Annotated in this window: 22 protein-coding genes and 4 tRNA genes; 19 read left to right on the top strand and 7 right to left on the bottom strand. The window is 49.7% G+C overall.

Going from position 1 to position 18,154, the window contains the following annotated elements:
• Nucleotides 1-6 precede the first annotated feature (6 nt).
• The 7 genes from trpS to V4210_RS01810 all read left to right on the top strand — a co-directional run bounded on the left by trpS (nt 7) and on the right by V4210_RS01810 (nt 4,322).
• Nucleotides 7-1,053, top strand: a complete 1,047-nt coding sequence (gene trpS, locus V4210_RS01840) for a tryptophan--tRNA ligase (protein ID WP_338521161.1) — start codon at nt 7-9, stop codon at nt 1,051-1,053.
• Between the two features lie 10 nt (nt 1,054-1,063).
• Nucleotides 1,064-2,236 carry an RluA family pseudouridine synthase gene (locus tag V4210_RS01835; protein WP_338521159.1) on the top strand — a complete coding sequence of 391 codons (1,173 nt, stop codon included), beginning with the start codon at nt 1,064-1,066 and terminating at the stop codon, nt 2,234-2,236.
• Nucleotides 2,233-3,048, top strand: a complete 816-nt coding sequence (locus tag V4210_RS01830; RefSeq protein WP_338521158.1) for a hypothetical protein — start codon at nt 2,233-2,235, stop codon at nt 3,046-3,048. Before V4210_RS01835 ends, V4210_RS01830 begins: the two co-directional genes overlap by 4 nt.
• A gap of 10 nt (nt 3,049-3,058) precedes the next feature.
• Nucleotides 3,059-3,727, top strand: a complete 669-nt coding sequence (locus tag V4210_RS01825) for a tetratricopeptide repeat protein (protein ID WP_338521156.1) — start codon at nt 3,059-3,061, stop codon at nt 3,725-3,727.
• 38 nt (nt 3,728-3,765) lie between these two features.
• Nucleotides 3,766-3,842, top strand: a tRNA-Thr gene (locus V4210_RS01820).
• Between the two features lie 7 nt (nt 3,843-3,849).
• Nucleotides 3,850-3,934: transfer RNA gene (locus V4210_RS01815), tRNA-Tyr, on the top strand.
• A 103-nt stretch (nt 3,935-4,037) separates the two neighbouring features.
• On the top strand, nt 4,038-4,322 hold the full coding sequence (locus V4210_RS01810) for a hypothetical protein (RefSeq protein WP_338521154.1): 285 nt from the start codon (nt 4,038-4,040) through the stop codon (nt 4,320-4,322).
• Nucleotides 4,323-4,382: 60 nt separating this feature from the next.
• Here the strand turns inward: V4210_RS01810 and V4210_RS01805 are convergent.
• Nucleotides 4,383-4,458 (bottom strand) — tRNA-Thr (locus V4210_RS01805).
• A gap of 76 nt (nt 4,459-4,534) precedes the next feature.
• Between V4210_RS01805 and V4210_RS01800 the strand changes: the two genes are divergently transcribed.
• Nucleotides 4,535-5,029 (top strand): YajQ family cyclic di-GMP-binding protein, encoded by a 495-nt coding sequence (locus V4210_RS01800; RefSeq protein WP_338521153.1) that lies wholly within the window; start codon nt 4,535-4,537, stop codon nt 5,027-5,029.
• 75 nt (nt 5,030-5,104) lie between these two features.
• Here V4210_RS01800 and V4210_RS01795 read toward each other — a convergent pair whose 3' ends face one another.
• Nucleotides 5,105-6,682 carry an isopeptide-forming domain-containing fimbrial protein gene (locus V4210_RS01795; protein ID WP_338521152.1) on the bottom strand — a complete coding sequence of 526 codons (1,578 nt, stop codon included), beginning with the start codon at nt 6,680-6,682 and terminating at the stop codon, nt 5,105-5,107.
• A gap of 175 nt (nt 6,683-6,857) precedes the next feature.
• Here V4210_RS01795 and rpmG point away from each other — a divergent pair, with 175 nt between their 5' ends.
• The gene (gene rpmG / locus V4210_RS01790) at nt 6,858-7,076 is read left to right on the top strand and encodes a 50S ribosomal protein L33 (RefSeq protein WP_338521150.1); all 219 of its coding nucleotides are present in this window, start codon (nt 6,858-6,860) and stop codon (nt 7,074-7,076) included.
• Between the two features lie 48 nt (nt 7,077-7,124).
• On the opposite strand, the gene V4210_RS01785 is transcribed toward rpmG, so the two are convergent.
• Both V4210_RS01785 and V4210_RS01780 read right to left on the bottom strand, forming a co-directional pair.
• On the bottom strand, nt 7,125-8,321 hold the full coding sequence (locus tag V4210_RS01785) for a glycoside hydrolase family 57 protein (RefSeq protein ID WP_338521148.1): 1,197 nt from the start codon (nt 8,319-8,321) through the stop codon (nt 7,125-7,127).
• Nucleotides 8,318-9,517: a glycosyltransferase family 4 protein gene (locus V4210_RS01780; protein WP_338521238.1), complete on the bottom strand. Its 1,200-nt coding sequence runs from the start codon at nt 9,515-9,517 to the stop codon at nt 8,318-8,320. Before V4210_RS01780 ends, V4210_RS01785 begins: the two co-directional genes overlap by 4 nt.
• 169 nt (nt 9,518-9,686) lie before the next feature.
• Here V4210_RS01780 and V4210_RS01775 point away from each other — a divergent pair.
• From V4210_RS01775 to V4210_RS01745, 7 genes are all read left to right on the top strand, one after another.
• Nucleotides 9,687-9,762 (top strand) — tRNA-Trp (locus tag V4210_RS01775).
• A gap of 76 nt (nt 9,763-9,838) precedes the next feature.
• On the top strand, nt 9,839-10,393 hold the full coding sequence (locus V4210_RS01770; RefSeq protein ID WP_338521147.1) for an AAA family ATPase: 555 nt from the start codon (nt 9,839-9,841) through the stop codon (nt 10,391-10,393).
• A gap of 12 nt (nt 10,394-10,405) precedes the next feature.
• Nucleotides 10,406-11,092, top strand: coding sequence for a M48 family metallopeptidase (locus V4210_RS01765; protein WP_338521146.1), 687 nt, complete (start codon nt 10,406-10,408; stop codon nt 11,090-11,092).
• Between the two features lie 22 nt (nt 11,093-11,114).
• On the top strand, nt 11,115-12,326 hold the full coding sequence (locus V4210_RS01760; protein WP_338521145.1) for a sensor histidine kinase: 1,212 nt from the start codon (nt 11,115-11,117) through the stop codon (nt 12,324-12,326).
• 90 nt (nt 12,327-12,416) lie between these two features.
• Nucleotides 12,417-12,743: a preprotein translocase subunit SecE gene (secE, locus tag V4210_RS01755; protein WP_338521143.1), complete on the top strand. Its 327-nt coding sequence runs from the start codon at nt 12,417-12,419 to the stop codon at nt 12,741-12,743.
• Nucleotides 12,744-12,761: 18 nt separating this feature from the next.
• A complete protein-coding gene (gene nusG / locus V4210_RS01750; RefSeq protein WP_138078902.1) occupies nt 12,762-13,307 on the top strand; it encodes a transcription termination/antitermination protein NusG in 546 nt (181 codons plus the stop codon).
• A gap of 59 nt (nt 13,308-13,366) precedes the next feature.
• Entirely contained in the window at nt 13,367-14,203 is an 837-nt protein-coding gene (locus V4210_RS01745) for a hypothetical protein (protein ID WP_338521141.1), read from the top strand.
• Nucleotides 14,204-14,219: 16 nt separating this feature from the next.
• On the opposite strand, the gene V4210_RS01740 is transcribed toward V4210_RS01745, so the two are convergent.
• Nucleotides 14,220-14,771 carry a hypothetical protein gene (locus tag V4210_RS01740; protein ID WP_338521140.1) on the bottom strand — a complete coding sequence of 184 codons (552 nt, stop codon included), beginning with the start codon at nt 14,769-14,771 and terminating at the stop codon, nt 14,220-14,222.
• An 88-nt stretch (nt 14,772-14,859) separates the two neighbouring features.
• On the opposite strand from V4210_RS01740, the gene rplK reads away from it, so the two are divergent.
• From rplK to V4210_RS01725, 3 genes are all read left to right on the top strand, one after another.
• Nucleotides 14,860-15,285, top strand: coding sequence for a 50S ribosomal protein L11 (rplK, locus tag V4210_RS01735; protein ID WP_338521138.1), 426 nt, complete (start codon nt 14,860-14,862; stop codon nt 15,283-15,285).
• Nucleotides 15,286-15,367: 82 nt separating this feature from the next.
• On the top strand, nt 15,368-15,655 hold the full coding sequence (locus V4210_RS01730; protein ID WP_338521137.1) for a hypothetical protein: 288 nt from the start codon (nt 15,368-15,370) through the stop codon (nt 15,653-15,655).
• 50 nt (nt 15,656-15,705) lie between these two features.
• Nucleotides 15,706-16,224: an L-threonylcarbamoyladenylate synthase gene (locus tag V4210_RS01725; protein ID WP_338521136.1), complete on the top strand. Its 519-nt coding sequence runs from the start codon at nt 15,706-15,708 to the stop codon at nt 16,222-16,224.
• A gap of 6 nt (nt 16,225-16,230) precedes the next feature.
• Here V4210_RS01725 and eno read toward each other — a convergent pair whose 3' ends face one another.
• Complete coding sequence (eno, locus tag V4210_RS01720) at nt 16,231-17,523, bottom strand: phosphopyruvate hydratase (RefSeq protein WP_338521134.1); 1,293 nt, start codon at nt 17,521-17,523, stop codon at nt 16,231-16,233.
• A 33-nt stretch (nt 17,524-17,556) separates the two neighbouring features.
• Nucleotides 17,557-18,012 (bottom strand): hypothetical protein, encoded by a 456-nt coding sequence (locus V4210_RS01715; protein WP_338521133.1) that lies wholly within the window; start codon nt 18,010-18,012, stop codon nt 17,557-17,559.
• Nucleotides 18,013-18,154 lie beyond the last annotated feature (142 nt).

Here is an 18,154-nt window from a genome sequence, read left to right as displayed (position 1 = left end):
AGGACTATGAGTAAACCCGTCATCCTCACTGGCGTGCGCGCCAACAACGATATTCACATTGGCAATTATTTTGGTGCCATTTTGCCGATTGTCGACATGGCGAAGCGCCGCTCGGCCGATTTTGATATCAATCTGTTCATCCCCGATCTACATAGCTTCACCACGCCAATCGACCACAGTAAACTGTACGACAGCATTCTCAACAACGCCCGGATTTATACCGCCGCGGGGCTGCCGCTAGATAATCCAGCCATTCATCTGTACCGCCAAAGTCGCGTCCCAGCCCACAGCGAGCTGGCGTGGATTTTGGACTGCTTCACCGGGTTTGGCGAGATGAGCCGGATGACGCAGTTTAAGGATAAATCCGACAAGCTTCACGGTGACCAGATTTCCGTCGGCCTGTTCAACTACCCAGTCCTGATGGCCGCCGACATCTTGCTCTACGGCGCCACCTACGTGCCAGTTGGCGACGACCAGACGCAGCACCTAGAATTTACCCGCGACATTGCCGAGCGGATGAACCGCAAATTTGGCAATCTGTTCGTCGTACCCAAACCAGTCGCCCAGCAGCATCAATTCTTCGGCAACGACCAAGGCCTGAGGATTAAAGATCTGATGAACCCGACCAAAAAGATGAGCAAATCCAACGACAGCGGCAAGGGCATCATTTTCCTCGGCGACGAGCCGCAGATAGCACACAAAAAAATCATGAGTGCCACCACCGACTCACTAGGCAAGGTGCAGTACGACCGCGACAACCAGCCGGGCATTGCTAATCTACTAGAGATCTTGACGTTGGTGCGCCAGGACGCTGGACGAGACGTCAGCTTGGAGCAGACCATTAGCGAATACGCCGGCATGGAGCGCTACGGAGATTTCAAGCGAATCGTGGCCGATGAAGTAGCGGAATTCTTGGCGAATTTCCAAGCGCACCTGGCGGCAGTTGACGAGCAGGCAATTGAAAGTAAGCTGGAATCCAGCGAGCACGATATGAACCTCGTCGCTAACGAAACTTTGCACCGCGTCCAAACAGCCGTGGGGCTACGGAGATAGGAACGCTCGCGTGAAAATTTCGCCGCGCACCGTCCTCAAGATCGCCAGATTGTACCAGCTGGCAGACGACAACACGCCCGTCAAGGCCTTGCGCCACCTGAAGATTCAGACGGACGAGTCGCACATCGTAGCGGAATTTATTTTGAATAAGCAGCATTTCGCCGTGCTGTACGGCTCGATCGTTGACGAGGAATCAATTGACGAATTATGGCTTGATAGGCCTGCCAACGCTGAGATGTTGCCAAATCCGCTTGACTCGAGCTTCACCGAGACACCGTTTCAGGGCAAGTTTGTCATGATGTTTCGAATTGTACCGACCAAGCAGCGCCTAGACGTCCACTTGTCCACGGCATTTGATCCGTCAATTTCGCGCAGCCTCTGGCAAAAATACATCAAAGCCGGCTACGTGTCGGTCAACCAGTGCGTGGTGACAGCGCCAAAGTTTGAGGTCGACGAGACTGACGAGATCGCCGTCAAGCTACCAGAGCAGGAGCAGGCCAGTGCAGAACTGCCGATACTGTACGAAGATGATGACGTGATGGTAGTGAACAAGCCAAGCGGACTCCTGACTCACGCCAAAGGTGGACTATCGACCGAGCCGACGGTAGCGGAAATTATTCGTCCCAAGACTTCGTTTGCCTCGGACACCGACCGGCCAGGCATCGTCCACCGACTCGACCGCGACACTTCAGGCATACTGATTATCGCTAAAAATCCTGACGCTGCCGCCCATCTACAAAAGCAATTCGCCCAGCGCACCACCAAAAAAACTTACCTCGCAGTGACCGACGGCGTACCAAAATTAAGCGCCGCAAAGATCGACCTACCGATTGGTCGCAGCCCAGCCGCACCCAGCACCTTCCGCGTCGACCCGAACGGCAAGCCCGCCCAAACAACCTACCGCGTACTGACAGCAACTGATAACCAGGCGCTCATTGAACTCAAACCCACCACCGGCCGCACCCATCAACTCCGCGTCCATATGGCGCACCTAAATACACCAATTCTCGGTGACCGCGTCTACGGTAAACCAAACGCCAGCCGCCTGATGCTCCACGCCCACAAACTGGAAATCACGCTACCATCAGGTGAACGAAAAACCTTTGAAGCGGCTATTCCTAGTGTATTTACCGAACTATTTCCTAATTGCGCCCAAAACATAAAAGAGCCAAACGATCAATGAGTCAGACGCCTCTCATCTCCACCAACGACCAAGCCACAGTTGAGCAATTAGCAAACCATTTGCCGCAATCATTGATGATCATTGCCGAACCCGGCCTAGACGGAGCAGGGGTAGCCCGCCACCTGGCACATCACTGCAAGTCAGACGTCCTCACCGTCAACCCGCTCCCGCAGAAAAACACCATCTCGACCGAACAAATCCGCGACCTAACGGCCATGCTACGCACCTACAGCTCTGCCCGCCGCGTTGTCGTCATCAACCCGGCAAACCTCATGACCGAGTCCGCACAAAACGCACTGCTCAAAACACTTGAAGAGCCAAACCCTAACACTCATTTTCTCTTGATCACCACTGCCAGCACAGACCTCCTCCCAACCATCCAGTCCCGCTGCCAGCAGCTGACGCTCCACCGCACTACCGCCAGCCAAGACGCTAACTTGTTAGAAAATACCAACCTAACGCCTCAAGAAAAGCGCCAAATAGCATTTCTCGCCGCTGGATTGCCGCTCCTCATCGCCGAACTGAGCCACGACGCCACGAAACTGGCAGAGCGCCAAGTCATCGCCGCTGACGCCAAGCACATTTTGGAACATCCCAGCTCCTACGCGTCCCTGAAATGCGCCCTGCGCTACACCGACCGAGCAAGCGCCCTGCAGCTCATTGACATTCTCCTACGCTTCATCCATTTCCAGCTAAAACACGCCACCCAGCCGCCAGCCATGCATCAATTACTCCAAAAAGTACTACAAGCAGAGAAGTCTCTCCTAGCAAATGGCAATACACGCCTCGCTTTATTGAGAATTGTGCTATAATTAAGCAGATATGTTAAGTTTGATATTCATTTTAGCAATTATCATTTGGGCGATCACCTACAAACCTTCCGAAGAAAATTCTGCAGATTTTCCAGCCAAGATTTCTGAAAAATTAGATCAGTTGTGGGCTATTGCGCAAGAATCCATTCGCGACAACAAATATCTCAGGGCAGAGAAGGCGCTGTTGACGATTTTGCGTGTCGACGAGAAAAACGCCACCGCTTATAACCGCTTGGGCATTTTGTATGCCAAGCAGCAGGCCTACAAAGACGCCATCGAGTGTTTTGAAATCGCTCAGAGTTTGGAACCAAGCGCCTCTAGCCTGCACAATGTCGGCTTGATTTATTATGAAACAAAGAATTATCCCAAGGCAGCATTGGCTTTTGAGCAAGCCCTAGAGATGGAGGACGATTTGGCGGCGCGCTACATCGCCTACGCCAAGGTCCAAGAGAAAATGGGTAATGGCAAAAAGATGATCGCTGCACTGGAAAAAGCAGTTGAACTTGACCCAATTCCACAGACGCTCACCGTCCTGGCTGAGGCGTATGACAACAACGGGCAAGCAGAGTTAGCCTCTGGGTTGCGCAAAAAAGCTGCCGCCATGTTGGTACCTGATAGCCACGGCACCGTACCGCGTCAGCGCCGTCAGCCAAAACAGCCCAAAAAGTTGGTAATGTAGTTGCTTAGCCTATTTTTTTTTGCTATAATCACAGCAGTGCCGCTTTAGCTCAGCTGGCTAGAGCAACGGTTTTGTAAACCGTAGGTCCTCGGTTCGAGCCCGAGAAGCGGCTCCAAACACACGCCGGAATCGTGTAGTGGCAATCACAGGAGACTGTAAATCTCCCGCCGTAAGGCTTCGTAGGTTCGAGTCCTACTTCCGGTACCAATCAAACACCGGCTCATCAAGAGGCGGTTTTTGATTGCCCATAATTCCGTCAAGTAGACCTCTATCCATTGACTAAATACAATATACATGCTATAATCTAGTCATGTTCTTATTATTCAAACAATTCTTAACCGAATGGAATAGCAACAAAAACCAGCGCACCAAACTACAACAGGCGTATTTCCTGATCATCATCTCACTGGCAGTCGTAGCAGGCTTTCTGTCTCTGTTAAACAGCGACTTCGGACGCGTACTCATGATCATCGCTGCCTTTACCGCTGTCGTATACATCTTCAACGGCATCGTCTGGGCACTACTGGACGCATTCATCGCGCCAATCTTACCAAAGCACGAAGCCAAAAAGACAACCAAACGAAGCAAAAAATAAGCTCGTACAAGTTACAAACAAAAAGGTCGCTCATACAGCGGCCTTTTTACAAAATCAACATGGAGCCACGATCGGGGCTTGAACCCGAGACCTCATCCTTACCATGGATGCGCTCTACCAACTGAGCTATCGCGGCGTCATACTCACAGCTGATTATACCAAATTATCCTCTCAGTGAAAAGCGTTTGCTATAATAATTACCAGGAGGAATTATGGCTCAATTTAGTTTTGATATAGAAAGTACGTTTAATAAGCCAGAGATGAATAACGTTCATCAGTTAGTCGTGCGGGAAATTGCCAACCGCTTTGATTTTAAGGGGACGCCAGCTGATGTCGAGTGGCTGCCAGATAAAAAGGGCTTTAAGGTCATCGGCGCAGATGAATTTCAGGTGCAATCAATCATTGATATGATCGGTCGGCAGCTCGCCAAACGCAACATGACCAGCAAGGTGCTCGACCTTGGCGGGGCGCACAATGCCGCCAATATGCGCGCCTGGCAAGATGTGCCGTTCAAAGACGGCCTCAGCCAAGAAAACGCCAAAAAGATTACCAAGCTCCTGAAAGAAGCACACCCCAAGGTAAAAACCCAGATTCAAGGCGACAGCGTGCGCTGCACCTCAAACAGCAAAGATGAACTGCAATCCGTCATGACGACGCTCAATCAAGCAGATTTTGATTTTCCACTAAGCTTTGGTAACTATCGGTAACTGTTCGCCCACCAACAATAAATCCGCGCCGGTTCTGTGGCGCGGATTTTATCGTAGTTATTTGTTATTTGCAGATTAGCGCAAGCTGCGACGGCTCATCACATAAGCGCACGTTACGCTCACCAGTCCGCCAAGCCCCAAGATGCCGCTAGCGGTGTTCAGAGTACCAGTGAGAGGCAATTCCTTAGTGGTTGGCGCGGTAGGAGTTGGCTGTGGCTGCGGCGTGGCAGCAGGAGGCGTGGTTTGATTGGTAGTTGGTGGTGTAGTCGGCTCAGTCGGTGTCGGCTTATTCGGCTCATTCGGTACTGATGGCGTAGGTGTCGGCTGCGTTGGCTTATTTGGCTCAGTTGGTGGTGTTGGTGTTGGTTGAGTTGGTGGATTTGCTGGAGGTGTCGTTACTGTGTACGTTTCGGTTGTCGCATCATCACAAGCATCTGGAGAGCCAGTGATGGTCGGCGTGTCGACACAAACAGTGTTCTTGTGCTTGCCCTCAACGAACTTCGCGTACTTAGCCGCCAAAGAGAATGTTTGTGATTGACCAGCAGGCAAGTTAGCGATGGTGTGCGTCCACTTACCGCCATCAATCTTACCAGCACTGCTGTTTGACAGCGTCACTTCTTTTGGTGCAGTGTCACTGACGACAACATCTTTCAGATCTGTTTTGCCAGTGTTTTTAACGGTAATTTCATAGGTGAAATCACTGTTGACTGCCACTTTGACATGTTCTTGTTTGTTAACTGTTTTTGTGATGCTGACTGACGGCTTTGGTTCTTCTGGTTTGTTTTCCTCAGTGATGGTAAAGCTGCCGGCACAGTTAGGACTGGTTACTTCACCGATACTGGTAACTGCTGTTGCTTGAACTTTGTATGTACCCGGCGTCTTGAGTTCAACACCCATACCAGTCTGATCGCCAGCTACACCACCAGCGTCGACAAGTTTGCCTGATGGGTCATACACCCTGATGTGGATTGACTGGATGGTGGCACCATTTTTAGCTGATGCTTTAGCACTCATATGGTAGCGATTGCGTGACAGTTGAGTAATAGTCAGGTTGTCACAAGTGGCAACTGGTTGCGGTTGCGGCTGCGGTGTTGGCTTTGGTTGTGGCGTTGGCGTCACTGGAACAGCCTGCGGTACGCTATAGGTCAACAAGTTACCACAAGAAGACATGATGCGGAATTTGCCTCGGGTGGCCGAACTACCTTCCCAACCCATGTACCAACTACTGTCCCATAACTTCTGCGGACGGGAGTAAATGGTACGTCCGGCAACCGTGTGGGCTTTTTGACCCTGAGCTTCAGAAAACCGTGAAGTCCAACCCCATGACTGAGCAGAAGAGTCAACCTCATAACGCACCTTGGTGCTAGAAATATTCGCCAATTCTGCTCTAGTGATACCGTTATAGGTTAGTACGTCGCGGAAATTGTTGGTATTTTTGTCATAATGCGCCAAAATTGCTTCTTTGCTGCCGACACCGCCTTGGATCATGTCGTCTGATGCGGCTTGCGCATAATCCTGGAAGAAGACTACCGACTGCAGCACCATAGCCATCACCATCATACCGATGCCCAAATGTTTTACGGTTGCCTGTTTTGATGTCGTCACTGCTTGCTTCAAGCGAGCTACATATATTTTCCACGACTGTCTAGCCATACCCTCACTCCTTACTGCATCATCTCCACCTGATGCGTTATATCTTACTATTACTACCGTATCATATATTTTACAGAAGCACAATGAATGAACATTTGATAATTGCTTGAACTAATTTGCATAATCTGTTATATTGTATAATCGAAGTTTAAGTACAAATTGTTAAAGGGAAACTATGGCAAAGAAGAATACGAAACGCAAGTTGATCGCTTTGGTGAGCAACAAAAGCAAGCACCGAACTTACTACACGACAATCAATACACAGAACCGCACTACCAAAGGTCAAGGTAGGTTGACGCTGCGTAAATACGACCCAATTGCTCGCGAGCACGCAACCTATACCGAAACCAAGAAAAATCTTGGTCGCAACGAAGTTAAAGCTCGTAAAAGCTAGTTTCTTATCGCGCATATCATTAAAAACCCACGTATATAACCGTGGGTTTTATGTTATTGGGCGAGCATGCCTCGAGCGCCAATAGATATCCCGCAAGGCATTCATCACATACAACGAAGCTTCATATGGTGAGCTATACGGGCTGAAATAGGCGTGAACATCGCCATCAGACGACCACTTGGTGCACATGTAGTAGTAATGATCAGAGGTTTGCAAATTACGCCAATCGCTGATCAATTGAGAATCACCAGACGCCAGTACTCGCGGCGCCAGCTGATACACATAGCGCAGAGCTTCTTGTTGCAAAGCATTGCCATTCCAAGCCGTCAAATCTCTCTCGCTGTCAGCCCAAGTCACCGTCTCTGGCATACTGATCTCTCCGACTGGTGCGTTCGATAGAGCTTGCGACACCGTATTAAACTGACCGCCAGCTGTTATCCATTTCCCAACAAACCGCTCAAAGAAGGTGAAAATACCGTGTTCTTTCCACTGGTGTTCGCCAAACGTTTCATAGTCCATGAACAAATTGACCAATGGGCCGCCCGATGCTGTAAGCCATGAACTGTAGGTTTCAGCCGTCAGTGGCCAGCCACTCCACTTTTTGTTGCTGAACCGAAAGGCAATGTCGTCACTCAAGCGATAGTTCTTTAGGAGTAACCTTGTGTGCGTGGCGCCTTTTGGTTGATAGACATAATTTGGGCTGCGCCAACCCAGCACTTTGTCCCAGCCTTCAGCCAGCACACCGTCATACCCGTGTGCTTCCGCCCAGGCCCCAAGCTCATCATTGTATGCCAACTCAGTGTTTGCCAACACTCTAGGCGAGACACCAAATAGTCGCTTGATTTTCTCAGCATGGAGAGCAACTTGTTTCTCAAATTCAGACTGATCGTAGAAAAAGGCCAGGCTGTGATGATAAGGACTAGCCAGTAGCTCCACGCGTCCTGTTTTCACGAGTCGCTGAAAACTCTCAATCACATCTGGCGCAAACTGCTCAGCTTGCTCCAAAAATACTCCAGACAGACTCAGTGACAAACAAAACCCTGGATGTTCATGTAACAACTTTTCCAGCAGTGCGTTCATCGGTCGGTACGATTTGTTGGCTACTTTCAGAAAAATCTCTTTATTATCCTGGTCGCCGTCACCACTGAAATAATCATGACGATTTGCTGTATCGAGTGCACCATAACTGCGAACGCGCCATGGCTGGTGGGCGTGCAAGTACAGGGTAATCGCTGGACGGCTCATGCACCACCGCCTTTTATTCGAGCCTGCTCGTACAATTTCAAACAATGCTGAGCCGCGTCATGCCAGGACAGTTGGGCATATTCTGTTTTCACATCCTCCTTGAGAATTTTCAAAAGAGCAGGCGAGCGCGCCAGCATGACAATTTGTCGTGCCAATTTGTTAGTATCCCAATAGTCAAATCGTAAAATGTTGTGCAGCACTTCGCCGACGCCAGACTGGCGACTGATGAGTAGTGCTGTGTCATGATGCGCCGCTTCTAACGCCGTCAGTCCAAACGGTTCTGACACTGAACTCATGACAAATACGTCGATCAGATGATAGGCATCGCGCCACTGCCGACCGCGCACAAAACCCGTAAAGACCACTTTGTCACTAATGCCCAGGTGCGCTGCCAAAGCAACCAGTTCGTCGCGCTGCTCGCCACTACCACTCAGCAGTAACGCAATTTTCTGATGCTGCTTTATGGCCTCAGCCACCGCCCGAATCAGATAGGTCAAACCTTTTTGCACTGTCAACCTGGTCAATGCGCCAACGATGATATAGCCTTCTTTTTTCAGGTCTTCCAAGTATTGATAGGTGCCTTGGTCGTATTCGTGTGGTGGCAGTTCATCCAGGTCAATGGCATTGTAGACAACTTCGATTTTCTCTGGTGGAATATGATAATTCTTGACAATGATATCTTTGGTGATGTGGCTCACGGCGATGATTCGGTCAGCCATCAACAACCCTTGCTGCTCGATTTCATGTACCAATGGATTGCCTTCATTCTCACCAGAACGGTCAAATTCGGTCGCATGCACATGCACGATCAACGGCGCATTACACTGCTGTTTAGCGATGATGCCCGCTTCCATGGTTAACCAGTCGTGAGCGTGAATAGCATCTGGAGGATGCTGTTTGACAAATTCTTTCACAAAGCAGTTATATCGTCGCTGCACCGCCCGCATACCGCCCAGCCCGCAATCATGCGCTTGCTTGTCCGAAGTGCCCAAATCATCATAGGCACCAAAGCCATCTTTTGAGGCTTCCAAGTGCGTCGCTGCGTGCACATTCATGAAATCAATATTCGGATGCTCAGCGGAGTAGGGCACAACAAAATCAATATCCACACCACAGTCAGCTAGTGCCCGTGACATCTGATAACATGCGACGCCTAACCCTCCGCTATTATGCGGAGGTAATTCCCACCCAAGCATCAATATTTTCATACCTACTATTTATCATAAAACGATGCTTATGTTTTTTCAATAGTTTTTCACGGTTTTTCAGGAGTATTTCACGCAGCGACCTGTCAGATAGCCTCCTCAAATCACCCAAAATGAGTTGCCGAGGACGGAAAAATCATGTAAAATAACGCCAAGACACAGGGGAGTAGCTCAGTTGGTAGAGCACCGGTCTCCAAAACCGGGTGTCGCAGGTTCGAGTCCTGTCTCCCCTGCCATAGAGCCGTAGAGCCATAAAATAGCAGAGGTTTTCCCTCTGTTTTTTTCTCACCAGGCGTGTGGTATACTGATTTCATGAAACCATTGCAGTTATCTTCGCCGCACTTGATTATCATGGTCGGCGCACCGGGGGCGGGAAAAACACAGTTTGCGACTGAATTTGCCAAAATGTTCAATGCGCCAATGTTAAGCAGTGACACGCTGCGTGAATTGTCGAGTGATGACGCGCTCATTCACAAGACTGCGGTTGACTTACTTCGAGAGTTACTCAAGCCAAGACAGACAATCATTTTCGACGGCAACACCGAAAAGCGTGCTTGGCGTTCCGACATCGCCAAAGTCGCTCGTGAGGCTGGATTTAAGCCATTGTTTGTGTGGGTGCAGACTGATCCTGCCATGTCCAGAGCTAGATGGCTCCGTTCACACAACGGCGATGAAGCACTGTTCGAACAGAAATTACGAACTTTCTCACCACCACACGCTAGCGAGCCTTACATGGTCATCAGTGGCCGCCACACTTACAATACGCAGGCAAAGACGCTTTTGAAAAAACTCAGCGACGCCACCCGTCCAGCTGCTTCTATACGTACTCAGCCACGGTCAATTGGCGGGCGCGTTCGCGTACAGTAGACGGAGGGTTCGATGCCAACCATCACTGATTCTGAATTTGGCGAGATCACTGTCACCAGGCGCGCATTAGCCAGTCGCGTCAGTTTGCGTATCGCACCAAACGGTCGTATTCGTATCACCATGCCGCTTCACGCACCGCTAGCTTCCGCCAAACTCCTCGTCAAACAGTCACGCCGCAGCATCCACCAACTCATCACCGAACAGCAAGGTGATTTTCCATACGGTACACCTCAACAAATTGGTAAAAGTCACAACCTACTAGTGGAGCAGGGAGCACCCGCTATCAAAACCGTCAGAACCACCATTATCGTCAGTGTAACGGACGAGCAAGATTTCACCGACCCCATGTTTCAACAATCCATTCGTGACCATGTCGTCAAAGCCCTACGCAAAGAAGCCAAAAGCTATCTGCCACGCCGCCTCAAATTCTTAGCAGAGCAACACGGCTTTCATTACGACAAAACTCGACTCACACACTCGTCCAGTCGCTGGGGCAGTTGTTCCTCAAACGGTACTATCAGTCTAAATATCGCCCTCATGAATCTACCGTTTGAACTATTGGACTACGTTCTCATCCACGAACTATGCCACACGCGCCAGATGAATCATTCGCAAGCATTTTGGCATGAGGTCGCCGCCATCGACCCGCACTATAAACGACACCGCGACGCCCTGAAAAAATACACCCCACACGTATAATGCTTATGGTATACTGGTACATATGCAGGGAGGGAATCTTATCTATGCCATCATTATTTTACTTGTCATATCATGGCTGATGTTTCTAGCAGTCGTCGTCATCGCCTATCGTGGACGACACCAGTCACGCCAAGAGCTACGACGTAGTCGCTCCCGTGAACGGCTGGAACGCGACCGCGTATTGACACTAGTGAACAACCTCACCGACGCCATCATCAGCATGGATGCCCACGGCATCATCGGCCTCTACAACGCCGCCGCTTTGAGTCTACTTGACACCAACGCCAGCATCCAAGGCGTACACATTGATGAGTTATTAAATTTTGAAACCAACGACAAACAGCCAGTTCCTGTATTCAAAGAGTTGCGAAAATCGCCAGCCATTCGTACCCGCGACGACATCATCATGCCCCTTGAGGGCGGTGACCGCGTGCGGCTGTCAGCTACTTTCGCGCCGGTACAGGGCGGCAGCGACACACTCACTTCGGACGGCTACGTCCTCATTTTGCGCGACATCACGCGAGTCAAAAGTCTAGAAGAAGAGCGCGATGAATTCATCAGTGTGATCAGCCACGAACTACGCACTCCCATCACCATCGCCGAGGCATCGCTCTCCAACGTTCAGCTCATGATGCACCGCGGTATGACTGACAAATTAGACGATTCGCTTGCCGAAGCCCACAAACAAATCATGTTCCTGGCACGCATCGTCAACGACCTCAGCACGCTGTCTCGCGCGGAGCGTGGTATTGCTGATGAATCAGAGCTCATCAACGTCACTGAACTGGCTGAAAAGCTTCGCCACGAATACGAACCGCAAGCAACAGAAAAGAAATTGGCGTTCAACCTAGACGTTAGAGCAGGCGTCGGCAATGTCAATGTGTCTCGGCTATATCTTGAAGAATTATTGCAAAATTTCATCACCAACGCCATCAAATACACCCAAAAAGGCTCAGTCACCCTCATCATGAAGCGCAGCGCTGGCAAAGTCTACTTTGGCGTCAAGGACACCGGCATCGGCATCGGGCGCAGTGATCAGAAAAAGATTTTCGATCGCTTCTTCCGCGCCGAAGATTACCGCACGCGCGAAACCAGTGGTACTGGACTAGGGCTCTACGTGGCGGCCAAGCTAGCCCGCAAGCTCGGCTGCACCATCAAACTGGAAAGTCGTCTCAATCACGGATCAACCTTCAGCTTCAGCCTGCCACCGGCAAAGCCCGCCAAAAAGCGATAATACCGCTCAAACTTGCAATGCATGCATTTTTTGTGCTAAGCTATACTTGACAGTCTGTGAAAAACAGACTTTTTAATTTGGGAGAAACACATGGCAGAAAAGGGTAAGCAGACAGGGAAAACTACCGTACGCCGCATCAAGGCAACGGATGATTCCCCTAAAAAAACCGTCAAAAAGAAATCAACCACCAAACCAGCACGCGCTATTCAAAAGACTGAAGCAGATTCAGGCATGCGCGACTCATTTGTTGGTTATTTCAAGGGAGCGTGGGCCGAGCTGAAGCTAGTTCGTTGGCCAACCCGCGCCAACACTTGGATCATGACTGGCACCGTGATTGGCTTTACTTTACTGCTTACCACATTGATTTTATTACTTGACGCTGGATTTAACTGGGTCTTTGAGCAAATTTTGAAATAAAGGTAAAAGGAGTTTTTTATGGCAAATAATCGTTACGACTCAACCCGTCAGTGGTACGCTATTCACACCTATTCTGGCTACGAAGAAAAAGTAGCAGAATCCATTCGTCAGCGCATCAACGGTGTTGACATGGCAGACAAAATTTTCGACGTCATGGTCCCAAAAGAAAAACAAATCCAAATCAAAAACGGCAAACGCAAAGTCGTTGAGGCCAAGATCTTCCAAGGCTACGTTTTAGTAGAAATGAACCTAACTGATGAAACCTGGTACATCATCCGCAACACGCCTGGCGTGACTGGATTTGTCGGTGCCGACACTACGCCAACACCAGTTTCTGACAAAGAAATTGCCAAAATCAAAAAGCGCATGGGCGTCGAAGAGCCAAAGCACCAGATTGACTTCTCAGAGGGCGAAGTTGTTTCCATCACCGATGGTCCGTTCAAAGGCTTTGACGGTGCGATCGCCGAAATCGACCCAATCAAAGGCAAAATCCGCGTCATGGTCAGCATGTTTGGACGTGACACTCCAGTTGAACTTGACGCTTTGCAGGTGAAAAAGGTCTAACGCGCGGGACCAGACAGGCAAATTTATCATTATTATCAAAAGGGTGGAGAGGTTTTACCATGAGCACACTAGAAATGCCACAACCCAGTGATGATAACTCCAATAATAACGAAAATATTGTACAGCCCGGTGACGACACTGCCCAGGAGGCTACCAAAGCCTCAGAAGAATGGCTAGAAGCACTAGGTGAGCCTGATGGCAATGAGTTAGCAGATGCCTCCCGTAAACATCTAGCTGCCATAAATAGTTTAATCACAACCTTCGAAAGACTATCTGCCAACCAGACTATTGATGAGCAACAGCGTGTTCTAAATAAGTCCAGCACCTTATTAAATATGCAGTATCTCCCAGCATTACGAGAACTCGCCACCCATTATTTACAAGACTTACCGACAACGCCAAAGCAAAAGGAATCTTTGCTCACTTGGTTTGCCGATCTGATGGAAAGCGATAGACAGGCGGTTATGGCTGCAGCACATGCCATCGCTCCAGACAGTATTCCAGAAAAGCAAGCAGACATACCAGCGCAAGCTAAACTACATGTAAACCAACTGTACGAGGAGTCCGTGGAAGAGTGTGAAGAAGACCCCTCACGTATGCCTGCTTATTTTGCTGCCAATTTTGCAATATCCCTGGGGCAACACCAGGCTAATATGATAAATTCCACATACGACAGCATACCTACCGTATCAAAAGAAGCACAGACGCCAAAGGACGACACTCCTCCACCTGAAATTCCAACCAGCCTTGAAATCAAAGACCCCAAAATAGCTCGCATGTTGATGCTCTCAGAAATTGGCAAAGAAGCCGTCAAAGCCTTGACTATCGCTGGCGGCGTGGCAGCTGGCATCGTTACCGGCAATGTCATCACGCACTTTCTGTCACGCAAAAAATAATACATCGCGCATCAAGCTACCAAACGTCTTTAGCTTGCACGACTTCACTGGTGTATGCCAGATAGTGCTGCAGCAGAAAGATGATCAACGCCACGGTGATAAATCCCAACAAAATGATCACCACCCACAGATTACCCATCTGTAAAATACCAGCCAACAAAACCGGCACCGTTGCCACACCGCAAGCCAGCACCTTACCCACCAGCAACGTCACCAACGTAACGGGACACTGACAAAACCGCACTGACCGCTTCAACATCCGCGAACCGCCGCGCCCTAGCCAATAGGTGAGAGCCGTAAGGGTGATGACCAGCACCAACGCCGTGGCAATCCCCAACGCAGCACTCAACAGCTGAGCCGTCAACGGCTCTGGCTCTGTCGGCACTGTCTGCATCAATGGTTCTGCGGTGCGCAAATTCACTGACAGTCCAAAGAACTTACCGCGACGCATCAGCCACACTACAGCGGACAAAGAGATGATCGCATAAACAAACAAGAGCAATGTGTAGCCCACCGCACCAAACGCGTTAATGATGCGCTTAATCGGGAGCGGGCCTCGCACGTTCATGCTTGAATTATACCACACTTTTTTGTATAATACCTATGTTACGCACACTTTCAATACGCTTCAACTAATTTTGAAAGGGTTTATCATCATGGCAAAGAAAGTCATTGGAAATCTAAAACTACGTATTCCAGCTGGTCGCGCTACCGCTGGGCCTCCAGTTGGTTCAACCTTGGGTCAGTGGGGACTAAACATGATGGACTTTATCAATCCATTTAACGACGCCACCAAAGATCTGATGGGTAAAGACGTTATTGTACACATTCAGGTGTTTGAAGACCGCACTTTCGCATGGAAATCATTGGGTCAGCCAGTGGACGATATGATCCGCGAAAAAGCTGGCATCCAAAAGGGTAGCGGCAAACCACATACCGACAAGGTTGGTAAAATTACCCGCGCTCAGCTGGAAGAAATCGCTGAAGTCAAAAAAGATCAGCTCAACGCCATCGACACAGACGGCGCCGTCAAAATCATCGCCGGCACTGCTCGCAGCATGGGTGTTGAAGTTACTGACTAATCAGTTTCTCGCGTCAACTACAATTACTCTCGCTCAGGCGGGAGTAATTGTACATTATAACCAAATATGATATAATATGGGTATGGATCTGGCAGAATTTGCAAAGCTATCAACAGAGAACGAAAGAGGACTCAAAGACACCATCAAATCCGTTGTCGGTGCAGTAGCCATTACCTCTGCTTTGTTTATTCCGCCAGCGATCATACTGAAGGAAGCGGCCGATACCGCTGCTAATTCTATTCACATCAACACCGAACCTACCGCAACACCTTCAGCTGAGCAAACATCATCGACCCAAGAGCCAGACCAAACACCACCGCCAGCCCCCAGAGGCTTTTTGCAAACTATCATCGAAAATCTTGGTGGCTAATCTAACGAAATAATTCAATGCTCATCACAAATACCATATCCGACCCCCGTGTGTCAGAGGCACTCACTAGTGCCAAATTGGTCGTCCTCAGAACCGACACCATCTACGGCATCGTTGCTGCCGCGACTAACCACTGTGCCATGGAGCGCCTGTATCGCGCTAAACATCGTCCAGCTAACGAATCCTGCATCATCCTGGTCGCTGACATCTCCGACATCCCGGGTTTAACTGCTACTCGACGTCAGCACTACCTACAGCTGAATGCCGAGCGACCGACCAGCATCATTGTACCAGCCAGCAACGCTTTTTTGCACACCACCCACCAAAACGGCACACTAGCTTTTCGACTGGTCACCGGCAATTTAGCACGTCTCATCAACCAAACCGGCCCCTTGTTGGCACCCAGCGCCAACCCAGCTGGCATGCCACCAGCCAAAAATATCACCGAAGCCATCAATTACTTCGGTGATATGGTGAGTGTCTATGTCGACGGCGGAGAAGTAACAACTGCAGTCGCGTCACGCATCATCAAGTTGCAAGCTGGCGACATCGTCACTATTCGCGCTTAGTCCGTCCTACATCTGCACAAACGGTCGCGCCAGCTCGATGTCAGGGCGCAGCTCTGAGATACGCATCAGCTCATTGTACTTAGCGATGCGCTCCGAACGAGACATTGAACCAGTCTTGATTTGTCCAGTTCCCAGGCCAACCGCCAAGTGAGCGATGGTAGTATCTTCCGTCTCGCCAGAACGGTGGCTCATCACCGTGTTCCAACCAGCTTCTTTGGCCATCTTGACTGCGGCGATAGTCTCGGTCAGTGTACCAATTTGGTTTGGCTTGATGAGGATGGCATTGCCAGCTTTTTGCTCAATGGCCTGTTCCAGACGCTCAACATTGGTTACTAACAAGTCGTCGCCAACCAACTGCGTGGTACCACCCAACTCCAGCGTCAACTTCTGCCAACCACGCCAGGCTTCTTCGTTCAGTCCATCTTCGATGGAGACGATCGGGTATTGTGCACGTAATTCTTTATACATCTTGATCATTTGGTCAGTATCCAGCACGCGGTTTTCCGTGGACAAATTGTACTGCTCAGTCTGGCTCTGATAAAACTCACTGGCAGCCACGTCAAGTGCAAAGGCAAAGTCACGCTCCAGCAAGTACCCAGCCTGCTCAATGGCACGGCTGAGCAAGGTGATTGGCTCAGAGTTACCGTAACGAACGCGAGGTGCATAGCCACCTTCATCACCCACAGTCGTTGGGTAACCCTCTTGTTTGAGAACTTTTGCCAACACGTGGAACACCTCAGCGCTCATGGTCACTGCGTCTTGCATGGTTGACGCGCCAACTGGGATGATCATGTATTCTTGGATGTCTGTTGCACCCAACGCGTGCTGACCACCGTTCATGACATTGACCATCGGCATCGGGAAGCTCATCTGCGGGTTACCAGCCAACGTGTTGATATAGGTGAACAGTGCCACACCGCGTGACGCTGCTGCTGCTTTGGCAGTTGCCAAACTGACCGCCAAGATGGCATTTGCGCCTAAACGACCCTTGTTTGGCGTTTCGTCTAGGGTGATCATCTTTTGGTCGATAGCTTCTTGGTCAAACGGACTCATACCACGCAGTGCGTCAGCAATTTCCGTGTTGACATTTTCAACCGCCTTCAAAACGCCTTTGCCACCAAATGGCAATTCATCATCTCGCAGCTCTACCGCCTCGTGAGACCCAGTGCTAGCCCCAGAGGGAACGGCAGCCCGACCAAAACAACCGTCACTCAATATGACATCTGCTTCAACCGTTGGATTGCCTCGAGAATCTAAAATTTGACGTGCTCTGATGTGTGTAATTGTAATAAAGTCCATATAATCTATTGTATCAGAACACGTGATAGACCACTAACTGTAGTGTACGTCGGCAAATCCTGTCTTACCTGAATGGGCTATTATACCCGACATGCAGCTCGTTACTGTCACCGTCTTGCCATCCCGCGAACCACGCATCTTAAGAGGTCCCGCACAGTGGCCAGTAAGACGATCTACATCATCCTGTAGTCTACCCGATTGCTGGTCAAAGTTGTTTAATATTTCTAAAGCCTCTCTTTGCTGATGGCTTGTAGCACTAGCGGCTATTTGATCTATCTGGTCATCTGTTAACGGCACCAAAGCCTCATGACCTGCCTCTCTCATCATCAGTAAACGTTTCTTTAGCTCTTCAGGATCCGCGCTCAGACCTTCTTGCACTTCTTTGCGTATACAAGCTATCTCTCCTAGATTGTGCTTTAGCACTGGACAGTCTCGGCACTTCTCGGGAACAGCAGCCACGTCTTCGCCAGTTATGCTTGCTCTCGCCATAATGTCATCAAAGGTCGCGCTAATAGTTGTTTCATCGTGCCCACCAGGTGTAAGATTACTGTTCTTCTTGCGTTCCATAGTAATTACAAATACTATCATATTGTTGCTAAATACGCAAATATTCCATGAAATGCACTCACTG

Origin of the sequence: Candidatus Nanosynbacter featherlites, from assembly GCF_037013405.1 — a bacterium.
Classification (GTDB): domain Bacteria; phylum Patescibacteriota; class Saccharimonadia; order Saccharimonadales; family Saccharimonadaceae; genus Nanosynbacter; species Nanosynbacter featherlites_B.
The sequence above is the reverse complement of the archived record's forward strand: the minus strand, read 5'-3'. Positions and strand labels throughout refer to the sequence as shown.